Here is an 18,631-nt window from a genome sequence, read left to right as displayed (position 1 = left end):
TAAAATTTTCCGCCAGATAGCGCAAGTTCAACATCAGAGTTCAATAGAAATCCTAGCAACCTCTTCTCCTTCAACCCTAGCCGGAACCGCGCAGCACAATAAAACCTCTCCATCATCCACCCCCTCGGGATGTGCCGTTTCATAAGCGACTTTGCCTGACCTCAGTTTTACTTTGCATGCACCACATTGCCCGCTTCTACAACCAAAGTCAGGAGTAAACCCATGAGCTTCTGCAAATTCCAATAAGTTGCCATCTCCTTTCGACCAGGCCTGTTCAACTTTAGAACTGGAAAACTCAACAATAGCTTGATCGGCAACTGGTTGTGATACGGCGCTTTTCGCTGTCCCATCAGCACTTCGTTTCAATGACGCAGGGCCAAATGCTTCGGCATTAATACGAGAATCGCTGACACCTAACGAGCGCAACAAATCATAGCTTGCCTGCATAAATCCGGCCGGACCACAAAGATAACAATCGTATTCATCCAGTGGCAATATTGCTTGAAGCAGGTCTTTTGAAATATGACCGACGTGCTGAAAGTCTTTTCCGGGTTTTAAATCTGGACTGACTTCACTTAATGCCCAATAGGCTTGTATCTGATTTTGAGACGCCTCAGCAACCTTATTAAATTCGTCAAAGAATGCCCTGTGTTGATGACTGCGCGCGGCACCAATGAAGGTGATCGAGCGTATTTTTCGTGTTCGAAGCCCCTCACTCAATGCATGTCGCGCCATCGAGATCATCGGCGTAATGCCGACACCACCAGCAAGAAGCAGAGCCGGACGATCACTCTCTGGCTCATATTGAAATGCACCCGTGGGGGCTTTTGCGAGTATCGTATCTCCTACATTTATGCCTGAATGTAAGTAACTGGAAAAAGTCCCTTTAGGTCGTTTACCATCCAGTGAATCTTCGCGCTTTACACTGATTCGATACTGATGATCAGCAGGCGCACTCGACAAGGTGTAAGTACGTATTTGTTCTTTACCTTCAAGTTCAGCCTTCAGGGTAAGAAATTGCCCAGGGATAAACTTTAGTGCCTGATGTCCCACAGCAGAGAGATAAAAGGATTTGATGACACTGCTTTCCCGAACAATCTTTTCAACTTTGTAAGGCCGCCATTCGTCTTTAAGTCTCGCTGCATCTTCCGACGCTTTGGCTTCTTGCCAAGTACCTGTCAAAGAGGTGTTAGGAGAAAACGCCTGCAATTTCCATCTAAGTGGAAGTGCGTATTTGAGTTTTCGCCCATGATCAAGGTGGAATCTCCATAGCCGCTCTGCACCGTCAAAATACTTTATCTCAGGCGACTCCCACAGAATCTCTACGGTACCTGTCAGTGTAAGAAGATCACCCTTTTCAAAATCGAGAAAGAGTAATCCTGCCTTACCGTTTTCAATGAAGTTTCCAAAGGTATTGTAATGGTTGTTACCTAAGTAATCTGGAATGGTCAGCGTCTTGTCATCATCCACCCGGACAAAACCTGGCCGACCTCCTCGATGAGAAACATCTGCACCTTCGCTGGCTTCTCCGCTACCATTGGCAAGGTAGCTAGCCACAAAAAAGGTATCACTATTTGAGATCAGCGCCTGCGCATCCTGATCAAGCAATGTTATTTCTTGAACTTCTGGCTTGGGCATTGAACCAGCATCCAGCCACTCCAATTCACGAGTTTGAATATATTGTGGACAGTTGCCAAACGCTTGATCTACCTTCACCTCGAACCCCTGTTCCGTTTTACGCTCAATGTGTGCCGCTAATCGGTTCCTCCGCCGTGTTGGCAATTCTATTCCGAGTAAACCGAGTCGAGTCATAGGCTCAATGGCTTCCTGGAGAGGGTCGCCTTCTACAGGCAGGGCATTAATCGATAGCGAGCGTTCATTTTTCGAGTGCATAAAACCAGGTGAATTGAACAAGATGGAAGCCCACGGCCAACCTTCACCATCGGCATGCCCGACAAGGACAAACGGCAACTGATTATAGAACTCTCGATGCTGATCTGGCATAAAGTCTCGAATAACCTTTCTCCCAAAACGTTCCATTTTTTCCCTGACGCCCATGCGAGCCTGGATTTTTTGTTCGCCCGAATGAAAGGGTGAAGGTTTAATATACAGTATTGAGTTTGTCATAAGGTAATCCTCTCTACGCAGAATTTAACTGAATATGCACTTAACTGACCAAGCATATGTACAAGATTGTTATTGGGCCGAGCATCGGGGAACTACGCCTTAGCCCGACCCTTTGTGCAGTATTGGGTAAACCGTTTATCGGATAGGATTTATGTGAAAAGTGGAGCACCCACCATCACAATGCCTATGACGCCGGCAAACCATGCAAGCGTACGAATCCAAGGTACTCCAAGTGTATAGACCACCGCATGCACAATGCGACTCACCAGAAAAATCTGAGCACCCAAGGCACTGAGGTCATTATTTAATCCTAGCCCGTGCACTGCTAGCACAATGGGGGCAAATATCGCGATCGCTTCAATCAGGTTTCGAATGGCTCGATTCAGCCTATCATTCCAACCTGACCAAGGCGCAATATCGTGTTGATTTCCAGCAGCAACCGGAAGCCCTAAGAGTATAACGTTGCGAGTACCCTGAATTAGGGTCAACGCGAGTAAAAGTCCACCAGCAGCAGCAAGCATTTGAATTTCAGTGATCATAATTTCATCTCCTAATCGTTTCGATATTTTGATTGTCTTACTGATTGAGGCCAACGGCGGTTCTTTGCATTGGCACGAATCCTTCAAGCGCTTCAAATCTATTCAACCACGCGACGATATTCGGGTAAGACTCAAGTGACACATCACCTTCGGGTGCATGAGCGATATACGCATAGTTGGCAACGTCAGCAATAGTCGGCGTGCTACCCACTAACCAATCCTGCTCCGAAAGATGTGCATCAAGTAGCTCAAAAGTATGGTGTGCGATAGCTTTGGCGTTTTCATGATCCAAGCCAGCACCAAACACGTTAACCAGTCTTGCGGCTGCCGGACCAAAGGCGATCTTTCCTGCCGCTAGAGATAAGAAGCGTTGAACATCTGCGGCTGCCTTTGCGTCTTGAGGTAACCATTGGTGGTTAGCGTCGTACTTACTGGCCAAATAAACCAAGATGGCATTCGAATCTGAAATCGTGACATCTCCATCCTCGATTACCGGGACCTGACCAAAGCGATTCTTTTTCAAGAAGTCCGCTTGTTTGTGTGCGCCGTTTGCCAAATCCACATTCACTAATTCGGTCGGTAGACCAAGTAGTGACAAGAGCACCTCTACGCGATGTGAGTGACCAGAAAGTGGATGACGATGTAATTTGATTGTTGACATGTTTTAGCTCCTAAATGAGTTTGCGATTAAAAAGTTTTTACTTAAGTTTCTGTTGCAAGCGGCTTACTTTGCTTAGGCAATCTATTCTGCTGTTCAAGCTTTAAAAGGTCCTCAAACCCTCCTATGGCACGATCATCAACAAAAATTTGAGGAAAGGTTCGGGCTTGAGTGCGTCTACGTAACTCCTGGAATTTTTCCGGGTGTATGTAAGTGTCGTACTCGCTGTAATCCAAACCTTTGCTTTCAAGAAGGCGCTTAGCATGTGTGCAATAGCCACATCCTGGCCTTGTATAGATTTCAATTTTTCTCATATATCTGACCTCTTGTTGTTTCAGCACTCAACTTGTTGCTTACTGCTGATGAAAGTCAGTATCCAAAAAATCGACTTTAGGAAAAACAGCCTTGCTGTTGAATAATTATCAATGATATATTGACAATCATGGATACATTAGATGGATTAAAGACCATTGTAGCCGTGGTTGAAACCGGCTCTTTTACCGCAGCAAGCGACCGACTAGGGCTTTCGAAAGCCTTGGTCAGTAAATATGTCGGAGAGGTGGAAAAACAATTGGGGGTGAGGCTATTTAACCGGTCTACCCGTCGATTAGCGCTAACCGAAGCCGGGCAAAATTATTATGAAAACGCACTTCCCCTGATTGATAGCTTTAATGCACTTATCGACGATGTCACAGGAGAACAGAGATCACCAAGGGGGTTGCTTAGGGTTAGCGCCCCGCAAACCTTTGGCGAAATGAAGCTATCTCCTGCCCTCCCCCGTTTTCTCGATGAACATAAAGAGATGCAGGTCGACCTGCTTTTGGGTGACAAGGCGGTTGATATGCTTGAAGAAGGAATTGATGTCCGTATTCTGATCGGTGGCGTTGATGATTCCAGCATGGTGGCAAGATCCATCAACACCTTGCCTTTGATTCTATGTGCGTCACCCTCTTATTTAAAATCAAAAAAAGCACCAGATTCTCCAAGCGATCTGAAAAATCACACTTGCATCATCGACAGTAATTTCCGTATTGGTAAAAAGTGGCCTTTTATCTCATCAAACGGCGAAACGGCATCCATTGATGTGATGTCTCGCGCTTCAGCAAATAGCCCGAGAGCCGTGAAGGAAATGACGTTAGCGCATGGAGGCATTGGTATGATTCCTCGATTTATTGTCGAAGAAGAATTGAAGAGTGGCACGTTGACTCAAGTATTACCCAATTACAGAACACTTGAATTTGGTCTATTCGCCATCTACCCCCATAGGAAGTACCTATCGAAAAAAGTACGCAGTTTCATTGATTTTTTAATGGATGAATTCGGATAGTTAGCGTTCGGCTATAAAAGTAAACTCACACTCAAAATAGGCTATACCTATAAACAAGTTTTGTTCGGTTGTGTCAACCGAGTTTCTGCTAGCTTCTGAAAAGCAGGGTTCCGAAGCTCCTGCGTAAGCATAAACCCGCACTAGCTTACTAAAGCAATTGTGGAACTAATTCAGTTCCTATTATGGGAACCAAACCGGCGTCCCATTCCACCACCATCTTGTAAATAGCCCTAATGAGCCCTCACCAGCCATTAGGGCTTTTTATTAACCCGCAACTTTACTATCAGGAAGTTAGGGCTGATGCGGGCAATTGCGTACTATCCAACCTTTAAACAGCTTCAATCGTACTCCTTCTCAAGCAACTGGCCTCATACTCCAGTACATCTTCTCGCCTGTACCTAACTTGGCCGCCCAGTTTCACATAAATCGGGCCTATACCCTCTGAATGCCAGCGCTCCAGTGTCGCTTCGCTTACTTGCCAACGATTACATAGCTCTCTTTGCGTCATAAGTGCTTGATATTCATTCATATTGATTCTCCTGTATATTTTAGTTGAACAAGTCCCATTTTGGGACTATCATTAAATTTATGAGAATCATTGCCCTATCGACACTAAAAACTTTCTGGGAAGAAAGCTCAGAGTACATAGATGCTAAAGAACCTACGCTAGCCTGGTACCGCCATGCGTTAGCGGCTGACTGGAGCGCACCTGCCGATGTTAAGCAGGATTTCAGAAATGCCAGTATCCTCAAAGATGGTCGAGTGGTTTTCAATATTGCGGGTAACAAGTACCGTTTGGTCGTGTGGATCAACTATGTCTATCGCGTGGTCTATATCCGGTTCATCGGTACCCATGCGCAATACGACAAAATTGATGTACAAAATATTTAATTGCCGGAGGAAACATTATGGACATCAAACCGATTAAAACTGATGCCGACTACCGAGCGGCATTGCAAGAAATTGAAAGCCTGATGATGGCTGGCCCTGACACACCCGAAGGTGAAAAGCTGGATGTCATGGTCACGCTTATCGAAGCTTATGAGGCCAAGCATTTCCCTATGGAACTGCCTGACCCTGTTGAAGCCATCAAGTTTGAGATGGAGCGCAAAGGTTTAACAGTGAAAGACCTCGAGCCCATGATAGGTAAAAGCAACCGAGTCTATGAAATTCTCAATCACAAACGCTCGCTCACGCTAAAAATGATCTGGAAGCTGCATGAGGGCTTGGGTATTCCAGCTGAGTCTCTGATCAAACCACCACAAGCACATGCGTAAACATGAGGGTTTCCAGAGCATTGCCAAGATTGACTCTCGGCTTGTTGCGCTTGAGAAGGAGAAAAAGCAGCTTCTAGCCCTCAGAGAGCAACTCCAGCAACCTTCACCGAATACATCTGACTCGACCCTATATTCACCAGAACAAAAGATTGCTATTTTTAGAGGGTTGTTTAGAGGCCGAAACGATATTTTTGCAAACCGCTGGCAAAACAAGCAAGGTCGCAGTGGTTACTCTGTTGCCTGCAATAATGAGTGGGTACAAGGCATCTGTCACAAGCCGCGCATCAAATGTCAGGATTGCAATCACCGTCAGTTCACTGAGTTAAATGACCAGATCATTTATCGCCACTTAGCAGGGCAACAAGTGGTTGGCCTCTATCCTTTAATGCACGATAACACTTGCTACTTTCTTGCGGCCGATTTTGATAAAGGCCAATGGCAAGAAGAAATAAAAGCAATGTCGAAGGCTTGCCGTAAATTTGAAATACCACATACCATTGAGATTTCACGCTCCGGCAACGGCGCGCACCTTTGGATTTTCTTCAACGAGAAAGTCCCCGCCAAAGAAGCCCGGTTATTGGGATTTAGCCTGCTCGACAAAGCGATGGAGTGATTTTGAAAACAAGAGCATCCGAACCTATCGTTTGATTCCTATGATCGCCTTTTCCCCAACCAGGATATTTTACCCGAAGGCGGATTTGGAAATTTAATCGCTCTACCACTTCAGAAGGAACCGCGATTGTCTGGCAATAGCTCCTTTGTCGATAACGAACTTAATGTCATCCAAGACCAATGGCAGCACCTGGCTAATATCGAGTCTATTTCACACGGTAGACTGACAAAGCTATTGACACAGATTTCACCAAACTCAGCGCTATTTAAAGAACAAGAGGTTATAGAGAATCGTCCACCCTGGGAGATGACCGCCAAGGCAAAACCTCTGTTATTGGAAAACCCACCAGAAAAGATAACCATCACTCTCGCAAATCATGTTTATTTTGATTTAAGTGAGCTACCAACTGCGTTAGCCGCAAGGTTAAGGCGACTCGCGAGCTTTTCCAACCCTGTTTTCTTTAAAACACAGGCATTACGATTTTCAACTCATGGCATACCGCGATTTATCTCCTGCGCTCGTATTGAGCAAGGCTACTTGGCAATACCCCGCGGCTGCTTAGACGAAGCTCTAGAGTTATTAACCGAGAATCAGATTGAAGTTCAATTAGACGATCAACGTGACCCCGGAACTAAGCTTAAAGCCACCAAGTCACTCGTCAAGCTCAGAAAGAATCAGCAAGCAGCAGTGCGCGCAATGAGTAAGCACGATGCTGGTATTCTGCATGCGCCGACTGCATTTGGTAAAACAGTTACCGCTATTGGCATGATTACTAAACGCAAAGCCAATACGCTAATTTTGGTTCACAGTAGACAACTGCTCGACCAATGGAAAGAACGATTAAAATCGTTTTTACCTGATGTCGATGTAGGCATCATCGGCGGTGGCAAGAAAAAACCAACGGGCATCATCGACATCGCAACCTACCAAAGCCTCATTAACAAAAAAGACAATACGGTATCAGAGCTTGTTCAAGATTATGGACATGTGATCGTTGATGAGTGCCATCACGTTTCAGCACCGCGCTTTGAAATGGTGTTAAATGAAGTTCGAGCCAAATATGTACTCGGCTTGACAGCCACTCCCGAACGACAGGACGGCCACCAGAAAATCATCTTTATGGCCGCAGGGCCTATTCGTCACAAGGTCAAAAGCACAACAAAAGAAAAATTTGAGCAACAAGTCGTTGTTCATCAGCTTTATGACACCCCGCCAAGGGAGTTAGTCCACTCAGAAGAACGCCCAAAAATCTCTGACGCTTATCGATGGATCATGGAAAATGATCAACGAACACAACGAATCATCAGCGATGTTCTCGCCTGTACCTGACTTGGCCGCCCAGTTTCACATAAATCGGGCCTATACCCTCTGAACGCCAGCGCTCCAGTGTCGCTTCGCTTACTTGCCAACGATGGCGGCTGCCTATTATTTGCTGGCTAAAGACAATGCACCAAAGGCACTAGTTGAGCAAAAAGATACTGTATATTTAGGTAGATTATCTGAACAAGAAAGAAAAGATGCCGAGCAAATTGTTAAAGAGCTCAAAAGTCAATTGCGCTTACTCTAAGCCTTTATTCTTTGTATCCGTTTGTTTGTATACATTTCTTTGAATATTATCAAATAGTGGTTTGTCTGAATAATTATTAAGTGTCGGAGAATCAACAAAAGACCGTAAAACGTATTACCACAACCAAATCATAAGTTTTAAAACACTTAAAGGTTTTGACTTAAAAAATGATAACTAAGTCACACTAATCAAACCTAAAAATTTAGTCAAAACTTAAGTCAAATTAATTATTAATTTACATCCTTTTATCCCTAAATATTTAATCTTTGAAAATCAGAAAGATAGAGAAATATCTCAAACTGGCATGTATCGTGCTTTAAGAAGATTAATTAATTAATATTTGCTGTGGAGATGTATGATGTCAAGCAAAACAAAGCCATGGGTAAGAGCAAGATTGATACTCGCTTTATTAATCGTCATTTTGGTCTCAATCGGATGGGCAAACCGCCCAGCTAAAGAGGTCAATGATGTACTAAGCGAAGCACCACTAGTCGTGTCGGTGGCTAAAACCACTATCGAAACAGAGACTTCACCGGTTGTATCGAATGAAGAACTACCGAAAAGCTTCATTATTCAAGGAAAAGAAATAGCGATAATGGAGCAAATGGTTGTGGATGTTGGTGGCGAGGTAACCGATAAACTTGAGATCATCAATGCCATTGGTGCTGCGTTAACACGTGAGCAACATGATCGACTTGCCGTAGACAGCGAACTTAAAATTTTTGTTGACCAATCAGTTAAGACCAGCAGCGTTTATGATGGCATTACCCATATTTCTCGTCAAACAGGTGCAGCCATGTTGCATCAATATGGCATTAATGGTGATGGGATCACGATTGCCTTTGTAGATAGTGGAATATCAGTTGGCCCCTACAGTGAGGGTTATTTAAAGCAAAATGCTTTTGGTTATGGCCGTATTTTGGCTCAGTATGACGCTACAGCCGATGTTCAATACGCCCCCTATACTGACTTAGATTCACATGGTCACGGTAGCCATGTTGCAGGCGTCGCAGCCAGCAGTGTACGTGATATGTATGGCGACTATAATGGTATTGCACCCGCAGCAAACATTGTCGCGGTGAGAGCCATGGGTAGCTCAGGTATTGGTACTTATATCCACGCAATTCGCGGGCTTAACTGGATACTCAACAATAAGACTCGTTACAACATCAAAGTACTCAATTTATCTTTTGGTGCTAAACCACGTTCGCACTATTGGTTAGATCCACTCAATCAGGCAGTAATGAAAATTTGGCAATCAGGGATTGTCGTGGTCACATCGGCCGGGAATAAAGGACCAGATCCAATGTCAATTACTGTTCCAGGTAATGTCCCTTATATCATTACCGTAGGCGCACTGACAGACCATTACACACCCTACGATTATAGAGATGACCGAATGACAAGCTTTTCTTCTGCAGGTCCGACTCATGATGGCTTTGTAAAACCTGATGTTGTGGCTTGGGGTGGACATGTTTTAGGCAAAATGATCGACCATCACTACAATACCTTGAAAACCAACCATCCTGAATCTTACCGAGGTTTCAATTATTTTGAAGTGTCAGGCACTTCGCAGGCAGCCGCAGTGGTAACTGGTACGGTAGCTTTAATGCTTCAAATGGATCCAGGATTAAGCCCCGATGATGTTAAATGTCGCTTGATGTCTACCGCACGAACAGCAGTTGATGCAAATGGTAAAATTGCCTACAGTCCCTTTAGACAGGGCGCCGGAAGCATTGATGCCTGGAGAGCAGTAGTCAGTACAGAGCATGGGTGTGCCAATAAGGGGTTAGATATTAATGCTGATCTAGCCAATATCAAGCACTTTCAGGGTCCAACAAAGGTTGATGAAGACAATCAGTTTTATCTCGAAATGCCAAATGGAACCATCTGGAAAGAAGGTCTTACCTGGAATGAAGGGCTAACCTGGAACGAAGGAATTACCTGGAATGAAGGAATCACCTGGAACGAAGGCTTTACCTGGAATGAAGGACTGACCTGGAACGAAGGCTTTACTTGGAACGAAGGCTTCACCTGGAATGAAGGATTTACCTGGAATGAAGGGTTCACTTGGAACGAAGGACAGATAAAAAATGAATCAACGGTCAATGTTGAATCAGCTAACTGGGTTCCTCACGAATAATGACAAATTCAATAAAGCCCATTTTATTGGGCTTTATTGATATCCGACTCATTAACGACTTAATTTTAAATATTCGATTAGCTAGTCTCGTTCAAATAGAACATTTAGTTTGAATAGACTATCTTGTTTAAATACAGTTCGAGTTTAAGAAAGGATTAAGTATCTTGTTGATTAACAAAAAAATAGGACAACTTATTGTTCTTTTATTTTTGATACCAATTGTTGCGACTGCACAGCAACCCAATATTCGTTTTCAACAGATCACGTTAGAGCAAGGCTTATCTCAAGAAGCAGTCCTGACTATTTTTCAAGATAGCGATGGCTTTATGTGGTTTGGCACTCAAGAAGGGTTAAATCGCTATGACGGTTACTCTTTTAAAGTTTTTACAAAAGACGAATCAAATCCACATTCAATTGGCTCCGACATGATTTTTGCCCTAGCAGAAGATCACTTAGGAGAGCTTTGGATTGGTACAGAATATGGTGGACTCAATCGTTTTGATAAAACCACACAAAAGTTTGAACATTTTACCCATAATCCTGATGACTCAACAAGCATTAGTAACAACACGGTACGAGCAATTTTTAACGATATTAACGGAAAACTTTGGATAGGAACTGATGGTGGTTTAAATTTGTTTGATCACCAAAGCCAACAATTCGAGCGCTTTATTCACGACCCATTAAACGATAATAGCATCAGCAGTAACAAGATTCGAACACTGGTAGGTGACCGTCATGGCTATCTTTGGATTGGAACCGATGGTGGCGGCGTCGATCGCTTTGATCCACTCACAAAATCCTTTCGTCACTATCAACATGACGATAATAATCCTTTCAGTATTGTTAGTAACCGAATTAAATCATCATATGCAGATAGCCAAGGCAATCTTTGGTTTGGTAGTTACGACCAAGGCGTCAGTCTACTAACAAAAGACCGAAAAAAATTTATTCACTTTACTCATAGCGACAAAATAGCTAATAGTATTGGCAATAATTATATTAGAAATATAAAAGAAGATGACGAGGGAAATATTTGGTTTGCAACAGACAAAGGTTTATCACGTTGGCAAGCCAGCACAAGTGAGATGATCACTTTATTAAACGATCCATTAGATAAATATAGCATTGGTTCTAACAAAGTAACGAGCTTGTATTTTGACAATGGTGGAATTTTTTGGGTCGGAACATATAATGGTTTAAACAAATGGAATAGTGCAACCGCAGCCTTCAGACATTTGAGACACCAACCGAATTTATCAATAAGCTTAAGTAACAATGGTGTCAATGCTATTACTCAATCAACTGATGGAAATATCTGGATTGGTACCTATGGTGGTCTCAATAGGTTAAACAACGACGGTATTATTGCGTTTCATGCTCAGCCGGATGATAAAAACTCATTGAGTGAAGAACGGGTTATGTCGTTGTATAGTGACCAAAATAATCATTTATGGATCGGCACGCGCAATAGCGGTTTTGACCAATTCGATCCAGCCAATAACACCTTCATTAATTACCGTCATGATGCCAAAAATCCCAATAGTGTAAGCAGCAACGCAGTAACTACTATTAAACCCCATACAGACGGACGACTATGGATTGGAACTTTTGGTGGTGGCTTAAATTTGTTTGCCCCTAATAGTAATAAGTTCACCCATTTTGTCAGTGACGCTAACAATCAAAAAAGTCTGAGCAATAATAATATTGTCTGTTTAACCGACGAAGACGATGATCGATTGTGGGTAGGCACCTATGGCGGAGGATTAAATTTATTTGATCCGGCTTCAAATACATCAACAATTTACAAAAATGAAGCAGGCCAATTTGACTCTATTAGCAGCAATAATATTTTAGCTCTTTATAAGGATAAAAATAAAAATTTATGGATAGGTACACAAGGTGGTGGACTCAACAAGCTATCATTTTTAGATCGAATTAATGGCAAGTTAAAATTCACACGCTACAATCGGCATAATGGCCTGCCGAGCAATACGATTTACGGAATTTTAGAAGATAGCAATGGAAACTTATGGTTGAGTAGCAATCGTGGATTAACCAAGTTTAATCCAGACACAGGCAAAGTGCTTAATTTTGATTCTTCTCACGGCTTACAAGGTAATGAGTTTAATGCCGGTGCATCGTATAAAGACCAACAAGATAATTTCTACTTTGGCGGGACTAATGGTTTGACCATTTTTAATCCAGAGAAAATCAAAACAAACTCACATGTACCACCAGTAGTTTTGACAAAATTTTTAAAAATGAACGAGACACACCTGGAAAATTCGGGATTGCGTAATTTGAACGGAATAAAAATTCGCTATCAAGATTATTTTGTTGCCTTTGAGTTTGCCGGTCTTGATTTTGCGGAGCCAAGTAACAATCGGTATCGTTATATATTAGAAGGTTTTGACAAACATTGGATCGAAGCAGGTTCATTACGCAGAGCAACTTATACTAACCTTCCTGCTGGCCAATATACATTTAAAGTAAAGGCGGCAAATAATGATGGCGTTTGGAATGAACAAGGCGTTAGTTTAGTGGTCTCGGTACAACCACCAATGTGGAAATCCTGGTGGGCATATTTAATTTATACCTTAGCATTTATTGGCTTCATTTATATTCTAATCAAAATATATCTAAATAAACTTAAAAAGGAAGCAATATATCGAACAAAGCTAGAAGCTGAGGTGCAAAATAGAACTCGTGAATTACAAAATGTTAATCAGCAATTGCTCAATACCAGTGTCACTGATCAGCTAACCGGTCTACATAATCGTCGTTATCTGGATGATATTATCGATAAAGAAGTCGCCGATATTGATCGAGAATATTATAGTGAAAATGGACACATCGTTAATGATCAGCAAACAGGTCCTCGATTATTCTTCCTTATGTTTGATTTAGATGGTTTTAAACCCATTAATGATACTTACGGACATTCAGCTGGCGACAAAGTAATCGTTGATGTCAGCCTTTTACTCAAAGCTGCATGTCGCCGATCTGACACACTTATTCGTTGGGGAGGAGATGAGTTTTTAATGATGGGAAAAGTGAATAACACTCATGAAGTGAGCGCTATGGCAGAACGTTTGCGAAAAAGTATTCAAGAGTCTGCATTTGATATAGGTTTAAAACAAAAGTTACATTTATCATGTTCGATTGGATTTTCTTTTTATCCATTTTCCACAGCCTTTCCAAAGTCAGTAAACTGGGAGCAAGTGCAAGTAATTGCCGATAAAGCCTTATATCGTTCCAAAGAATTAGGGCGAAATTACTGGGTTGGCATATTAGACACCCCTGTTCGCCCACCCATTTCATTTATGTCAATGCTAACGCAAGACTTACATAAGGTCATTGAACTTGGCTTTGTTAAACTGATTGAACAATCAAGTGTAACGACTAATTCGGATGATTCAAATTGCACTCAGTAGAATGCCATAAGCCAAAACAGCTTAAAACGGCACTAGTCTGTCAAAATGATTTAACTGAAAGAGAGTTGACTTGTGACATGCTGCGGCAATATGGCATGATGGCGCTTGATGCAGAAAATGCTCAACAGGCCCTTAATTTAATCCATCAATATAACCCCGATATTATTTTGCTTGATGTCGACTTTCATGTTTCGATAAAGTGGCTGGATAATCGTAATCAAACACTCTCAACCGCCTTCGAGTTTTGTCAATATTTATCTCAGCAAAGCGTATTTAAAAATATTCCTGTAGTTATGTTAGCCGCCACTCAAACGATTAACGAACTCCGCATGGCCTATCAAAGTGGTGCTAGCGAATTAGCCTCAAAACCAATAAACCTGCCAATATTGCTTGAACGATTAAATCATTTTTTAATAACCCAAGAGAGCAACCGCAAAAGTAAAAAACAATTAAATTACTTAACTCAATTTGATCCGTTAACTGGCCTGATAAATCGCTCTCACCTGATTGAAAAGATTGAGTATTCGCTCTTAAATACACTTAAAATCAATCGTATTTCGGCAGTACTGGTTATTGACATCGATAATTTCAAGCGAATCAATAATGTTCATGGCCACAATTTTGGAGACAAAATCTTAAAAGTAATCAGCAAACGATTACGCAAAAGTATTTGCAAAAAGACATCATCAATTCACAACTTTTCAGGTATCAACTCATCCACTGAACTTGCTCGACTTGGGGGAGATGAGTTCACTCTATTTATTGATAACATTGACTCTGTGAGTACGGTAATTACATTAGCCAAACAACAGATTGAATCGATCAATGCGCCAATAATACTTAATGGAGAGCAAGTTGTTATGACAGCCAGTGTTGGCATTGCGATTTATTCGAATGATAAAGAAGAGGTCTATGATTTACTTCGTAATGCAGAAAAAGCAATGTATGCAGCTAAAAATAATGGTGGCAATACATACCGGCTGTACAACGAAGAAATGAATGCTTCGGCAAAAACGCAATTTCGCCTAGAGAATGAGTTAAGAAATGCGATTGAACAACAGCAATTACAATTGCACTATCAACCCCAAATAGACGCTGTGTCGGGTAAGGTTGTGAGTCTAGAAGCTCTGCTACGTTGGCATCATCCAGAACTGGGTTGGATTGATCCGGGAGTTTTTATTTCAATAGCAGAATCCTGCGGTCTAATTATCAGTATTGGTGACTGGGTGCTTAAAAATGCTTGCGAACAAGCACGCAGTTGGCTAGAAAAAGATGATTCACTTGAACGAATTGCGGTAAATGTTTCAACTTATCAGTTTCAACAACCTGACTTCTTTAGCAAAACATTAAGCATTTTAAAAGAGGTCAATTTGCCAGCACATTATTTGGAACTTGAGTTAACCGAAAGCATTATAATGAGTGATGCAAAGGAAAATATCAGTAAGTTAAAATGCTTTAAGGATGTTGGTGTAAGCTTGGCCATTGATGATTTTGGTACAGGTTATTCTTCCTTAAGCTATCTAAATAATCTTCCCATTGATACCTTAAAGATTGATCGTTCTTTTATTGCGAATATCACCAAAAAAAATAAAGAGTGTGTAATTGTCGGCACAATCTTAGCTTTGGCTAAACAGCTAAACTTAAAAGTAATAGCAGAAGGTGTTGAAAACCTAAATCAGGTAAACTTTCTTAAACATAATTTTTGTACTATATTACAAGGTTTTTATTATAGTCGAGCTATACCTGCTCATGAAGTAGATAAAATGTTAGCTTTAGAAAAAGTACAGACCAACATAAATTATCCTGCTAACAAAGTCACAATGCTTAATGGTTATGCGCGGACAAAACTCATTAAAACGCTAACTGACTAGCTTCTTTTTCCACTTATAAAAAGTCGGCTCACTCATCCCCATGAGCGCAGCTGAAAGCGTAATATTCCCATTCATTTCGTGTAAAACAATTTGTAGCAATTCAAGCTTTAATTTCTTAATTGTATCGTTCCCAAGAAAAAAATCACCATTTACAATGGGGCCAAGCGTCTCTATAACATGCTGCCAACCTTTCTCTCGATATTGCTCTTTTTCACTGGATATTTTATTAGCTCTTCGGCGCGCAGTACTATGTGGCAAACCGAGCCGCATTGCAACTTGATGAGTGTTTTTTTGACTTGCATGATAAGTCATTATTAATAAATCATCTTCTAACCAACGACCAATGGGAGAATTTTCTGATTTTGACTGTTGAACAATTTCTCGAACAAATTGTGCCATTGTCAGATTAAATTGTTTGAGAAAATTTTCATGTTGCTCTACGACTGAATAATCATTTTTTTCTAAATCGACATAAGCTTGTTCAGGGAGGCTTGTATTAATGCAGTTCGACATTAACGTTTGGCTGCTTCTAATACTGCTTTCCTGTTGGTTAATGCCTAATTCACTAAATTCGATATGCGATGACTCACACAGTAATGTCGCTTGAATTAGACAGTTTTCGAGTTCCCTTATATTACCTGGCCAAGTGTATTGCATCATTTTATCCAACGTGTCGGGCAGCAATGTCTTTGGTGACTCATCATGCAGTACCGCTGATTTTTTTAAAAAGTGTTTCGCCAGTAGAGGAATATCTTCAATTCTTTCTCTTAGTGGCGGTGGCTGCAATACAACGACATTAAGGCGGTAAAATAAATCTTGACGAAAGCGCCCTTGATTGACTTCGTGCTGTAAATCTCGGTTTGTCACTGCAATTATTTTCACATCCACTTGATTACTTTGCGTACCACCAACAGGCGTATATTGTTTTTCTTGTACAAAACGTAGTAATTTTGCCTGCACTCTCAGAGGGAGCTCACCTATTTCATCCAACATTAATGTGCCTCCGTCAGCATCAAAAATTCGTCCTTTAGAGTTTCGCTCAGCCCCGGTGAAAGCCCCCTTAACATAACCAAATAACTCTGACTCAATTAAAGTTTCTGGAATAGCACCACAGTCAACAATAACCAAAGGTCGATCGCTACGATTCCCTTTTTGATGAATGGCATGAACAAGCCTTTCTTTACCGGTTCCACTTTCACCGATAATTAACGTCGTCGTATCGGATTTTGCACTCCGATAAGCTTGCTTCATTAAATCTTGCATAACTTTAGAGTGATAAAGAATTTCGCTACTGTTCAACGTTTGTTTTAGTAGATTAAGTTCAGCTTGCAACTGCTCTTTTTGATTGAACAGTTGCAAGTTCAATTTTTGTTTTAAAATTTCTCTTGTATATGCGCGCCCTAGCTGCTTGACCAATGCAGTTAACAAGAGCAAGCTAGTACTTTCAAGATTAAAATTAGCAGTCGTACCGCGCAAATAAAATACACCTTTATCATGCTCATTAAATGGCGCGACAAATAGTGCTTCTGTCTCGTTAACAGTTAAATATTGAGGTTGAACATTTTGTGACGATTGAAGAGTAGTTAACAGCAGCTTATCATCATAGCTGTCTAATTGTTGAAGCCGATAAGCACGACCTTGTTCATCAACTTTTAAATGAATTACCATGCTTTGTTCATTGTCAGTTTTATTAAAGACTAAACCGCCCATATCGAAATCAAATGATTGAGCAAACCGTTGTATCACTTTATCAAACAATATATCGAACTGATTATAGGTTGATACCAGATTTGAAATATCCCAAAGCAGCGACATGTTACGATAATCAGTCGTCGTATCAGCGGTAAAAATTCCACTAATATAATCTTGTTGCTGTTGGTATTTTAGATGCAGTTGTGGATGCCAAATCACAATATTGGTTTGGTTTTCTGTTTTTGCTGCGTGCAAAGCTTGGTCGGCTTTTGTAATTAGTTCTGTCATATAGTCTGAAATACCGTCACTTTGACTGGCGACATTAATGACAGATGCGCCTAATTTAAATTGAGGTAAAAACGCTCCTTGTAAATATTCAAGTTGTTGTAATTCAAAATAGAGTTTGTTAGCAACATCAGTAATATCATCATTAGGTTTAAAGCGAAAGGCAATCGCGAATAACGTACCACCAAAGCGACTGATTAAATCTTGCTTTCTCAACGTTTGTGTCAAAATATTCGCAATTTTAGTAATTACCCGATCACCGACATCATGGCCAAACTTTTTATTAATTATCTGAAAATTAGCAAGATTAATCATTATCATTGCAACTTGTGATGCACTTTCAATTAGTTCACGAAGATTATTTTGAAAGCTAATTCGACTAGATAATGAAGTCACCGGATCTTGCAGCAATGTTGCAGTATTTTTTAGATGATTAACCAGTAAATATCCTAGGTTTAGCAGACTCTCCAATAATGGAAAAAACTGTCGATCCGAATGTTCAATTTCTTTGAGCGAGCCTTTTGATAGCCAAGCAGGTAGTTGACGTGTAAAAATTAATCCAAGCCAGAGTGAATTGGTTCTTTTATCTGCTTTTTTCAGATGATTTGTTTGCTTATCATTTGTTAATTTTTTATCGTCGGTCTCAAGAAATAACTCATCTCCTTCCTTAAAATTTAAGTGAATTAAAATAGAGTTATCTTCTTGCCCTTTAAAAATTGAAGTTAGCTTGTTTTTTAAATCTGAGAAAATTAATTTTTGATTATCTTTCAAATTTGGTAAGTAGATGTCTGGTCTCGAAGGGTCAAACTCGGGAAGCAAAGGTACACACTGTTCCCCAATAGTCGAATAGCACTCTACCCGCCCACTTTGACAGCAAGCAATATTGACAATCGAAGCCCCGGTTAAATGGGTAATCGCTTCTGCATAAAAATCGATCATCCTGTTGGCACTATTCATTAATACTCTCGTGGGCTTCAATCCGCAATTTGATAGTGGAAAAATACATAAAGCTCTTGAATTAATTAAAGATTTAAGAACTTTACGCATACCTTTCACTAACCATAGGATAACTAATATAAGCTGTCAATTTTCACT

General features: G+C 41.1%; 14 protein-coding genes and 1 pseudogene. 9 read left to right on the top strand and 6 right to left on the bottom strand.

Annotated elements, in window-relative coordinates; genetic code table 11:
• Positions 1-33 precede the first annotated feature (33 nt).
• The 4 genes from ABVT42_RS12555 to ABVT42_RS12540 form a co-directional block, all read right to left on the bottom strand.
• A complete protein-coding gene (locus tag ABVT42_RS12555; protein WP_353897181.1) occupies positions 34-2,127 on the bottom strand; it encodes a pyridoxamine 5'-phosphate oxidase family protein in 2,094 nt (697 codons plus the stop codon).
• Positions 2,128-2,276: 149 nt separating this feature from the next.
• Positions 2,277-2,720 carry an MAPEG family protein gene (locus ABVT42_RS12550; protein ID WP_353897180.1) on the bottom strand — a complete coding sequence of 148 codons (444 nt, stop codon included), beginning with the start codon at positions 2,718-2,720 and terminating at the stop codon, positions 2,277-2,279.
• Complete coding sequence (locus tag ABVT42_RS12545) at positions 2,704-3,327, bottom strand: glutathione S-transferase family protein (RefSeq protein WP_015006287.1); 624 nt, start codon at positions 3,325-3,327, stop codon at positions 2,704-2,706. The genes ABVT42_RS12550 and ABVT42_RS12545 overlap by 17 nt, the downstream gene beginning before the upstream one ends.
• Positions 3,328-3,368: 41 nt before the next feature.
• Positions 3,369-3,638 (bottom strand): glutaredoxin, encoded by a 270-nt coding sequence (locus ABVT42_RS12540; protein ID WP_353897179.1) that lies wholly within the window; start codon positions 3,636-3,638, stop codon positions 3,369-3,371.
• 128 nt (positions 3,639-3,766) lie between these two features.
• On the opposite strand from ABVT42_RS12540, the gene ABVT42_RS12535 reads away from it, so the two are divergent.
• A complete protein-coding gene (locus tag ABVT42_RS12535) occupies positions 3,767-4,651 on the top strand; it encodes a LysR family transcriptional regulator (RefSeq protein WP_353897178.1) in 885 nt (294 codons plus the stop codon).
• A 328-nt stretch (positions 4,652-4,979) separates the two neighbouring features.
• Here the strand turns inward: ABVT42_RS12535 and ABVT42_RS12530 are convergent, their stop codons facing one another.
• A complete protein-coding gene (locus ABVT42_RS12530; RefSeq protein ID WP_353897177.1) occupies positions 4,980-5,159 on the bottom strand; it encodes a helix-turn-helix transcriptional regulator in 180 nt (59 codons plus the stop codon).
• Between the two features lie 80 nt (positions 5,160-5,239).
• Between ABVT42_RS12530 and ABVT42_RS12525 the strand changes: the two genes are divergently transcribed.
• The 8 genes and pseudogenes from ABVT42_RS12525 (at position 5,240) to ABVT42_RS12490 (ending at position 15,559) form a co-directional block, all read left to right on the top strand.
• Positions 5,240-5,542: a type II toxin-antitoxin system HigB family toxin gene (locus tag ABVT42_RS12525; protein WP_353897176.1), complete on the top strand. Its 303-nt coding sequence runs from the start codon at positions 5,240-5,242 to the stop codon at positions 5,540-5,542.
• Between the two features lie 17 nt (positions 5,543-5,559).
• Complete coding sequence (locus tag ABVT42_RS12520) at positions 5,560-5,928, top strand: helix-turn-helix domain-containing protein (RefSeq protein WP_353897175.1); 369 nt, start codon at positions 5,560-5,562, stop codon at positions 5,926-5,928.
• Positions 5,921-6,760 (top strand): annotated as a pseudogene (locus ABVT42_RS12515) (TOTE conflict system archaeo-eukaryotic primase domain-containing protein); the annotation flags it as partial. The gene ABVT42_RS12520 and the pseudogene ABVT42_RS12515, both read left to right, overlap by 8 nt.
• 87 nt (positions 6,761-6,847) lie before the next feature.
• A complete protein-coding gene (locus tag ABVT42_RS12510; protein WP_417281483.1) occupies positions 6,848-7,870 on the top strand; it encodes a DEAD/DEAH box helicase family protein in 1,023 nt (340 codons plus the stop codon).
• An 82-nt stretch (positions 7,871-7,952) separates the two neighbouring features.
• Entirely contained in the window at positions 7,953-8,108 is a 156-nt protein-coding gene (locus ABVT42_RS12505) for a hypothetical protein (RefSeq protein WP_353897172.1), read from the top strand.
• Positions 8,109-8,466: 358 nt separating this feature from the next.
• The gene (locus ABVT42_RS12500) at positions 8,467-10,251 is read left to right on the top strand and encodes a S8 family peptidase (protein WP_353897171.1); all 1,785 of its coding nucleotides are present in this window, start codon (positions 8,467-8,469) and stop codon (positions 10,249-10,251) included.
• 164 nt (positions 10,252-10,415) lie between these two features.
• Positions 10,416-13,688 carry a two-component regulator propeller domain-containing protein gene (locus ABVT42_RS12495; RefSeq protein ID WP_353897170.1) on the top strand — a complete coding sequence of 1,091 codons (3,273 nt, stop codon included), beginning with the start codon at positions 10,416-10,418 and terminating at the stop codon, positions 13,686-13,688.
• The gene (locus ABVT42_RS12490) at positions 13,676-15,559 is read left to right on the top strand and encodes a two-component system response regulator (protein WP_353897169.1); all 1,884 of its coding nucleotides are present in this window, start codon (positions 13,676-13,678) and stop codon (positions 15,557-15,559) included. The genes ABVT42_RS12495 and ABVT42_RS12490 overlap by 13 nt, the downstream gene beginning before the upstream one ends.
• Here the strand turns inward: ABVT42_RS12490 and ABVT42_RS12485 are convergent.
• Entirely contained in the window at positions 15,548-18,493 is a 2,946-nt protein-coding gene (locus ABVT42_RS12485) for a sigma 54-interacting transcriptional regulator (RefSeq protein WP_353897168.1), read from the bottom strand. The two genes, ABVT42_RS12490 and ABVT42_RS12485, sit on opposite strands and share 12 nt — an antisense overlap.
• Positions 18,494-18,631: the final 138 nt, after the last annotated feature.

Origin of the sequence: Aliikangiella maris (genome assembly GCF_040719265.1) — a bacterium.
Classification (GTDB): Bacteria; Pseudomonadota; Gammaproteobacteria; order Enterobacterales; family Kangiellaceae; genus Aliikangiella; species Aliikangiella maris.
This window is presented reverse-complemented; position numbering and strand designations above follow the sequence as displayed.

What these genes read in the sequence shown, in the direction of transcription:
- ABVT42_RS12555 (WP_353897181.1), bottom strand. Translation starts at nt 2,127, where the DNA reads ATGACAAACTCAATACTGTATATTAAACCTTCACCCTTTCATTCGGGC.
- ABVT42_RS12545 (WP_015006287.1), bottom strand. Translation starts at nt 3,327, where the DNA reads ATGTCAACAATCAAATTACATCGTCATCCACTTTCTGGTCACTCACAT.
- ABVT42_RS12540 (WP_353897179.1), bottom strand. Translation starts at nt 3,638, where the DNA reads ATGAGAAAAATTGAAATCTATACAAGGCCAGGATGTGGCTATTGCACA.
- ABVT42_RS12535 (WP_353897178.1), top strand. Translation starts at nt 3,767, where the DNA reads ATGGATACATTAGATGGATTAAAGACCATTGTAGCCGTGGTTGAAACC.
- ABVT42_RS12530 (WP_353897177.1), bottom strand. Translation starts at nt 5,159, where the DNA reads ATGACGCAAAGAGAGCTATGTAATCGTTGGCAAGTAAGCGAAGCGACA.
- ABVT42_RS12525 (WP_353897176.1), top strand. Translation starts at nt 5,240, where the DNA reads ATGAGAATCATTGCCCTATCGACACTAAAAACTTTCTGGGAAGAAAGC.
- ABVT42_RS12520 (WP_353897175.1), top strand. Translation starts at nt 5,560, where the DNA reads ATGGACATCAAACCGATTAAAACTGATGCCGACTACCGAGCGGCATTG.
- ABVT42_RS12510 (WP_417281483.1), top strand. Translation starts at nt 6,848, where the DNA reads ATGACCGCCAAGGCAAAACCTCTGTTATTGGAAAACCCACCAGAAAAG.
- ABVT42_RS12505 (WP_353897172.1), top strand. Translation starts at nt 7,953, where the DNA reads ATGGCGGCTGCCTATTATTTGCTGGCTAAAGACAATGCACCAAAGGCA.
- ABVT42_RS12500 (WP_353897171.1), top strand. Translation starts at nt 8,467, where the DNA reads ATGTCAAGCAAAACAAAGCCATGGGTAAGAGCAAGATTGATACTCGCT.
- ABVT42_RS12485 (WP_353897168.1), bottom strand. Translation starts at nt 18,493, where the DNA reads ATGAATAGTGCCAACAGGATGATCGATTTTTATGCAGAAGCGATTACC.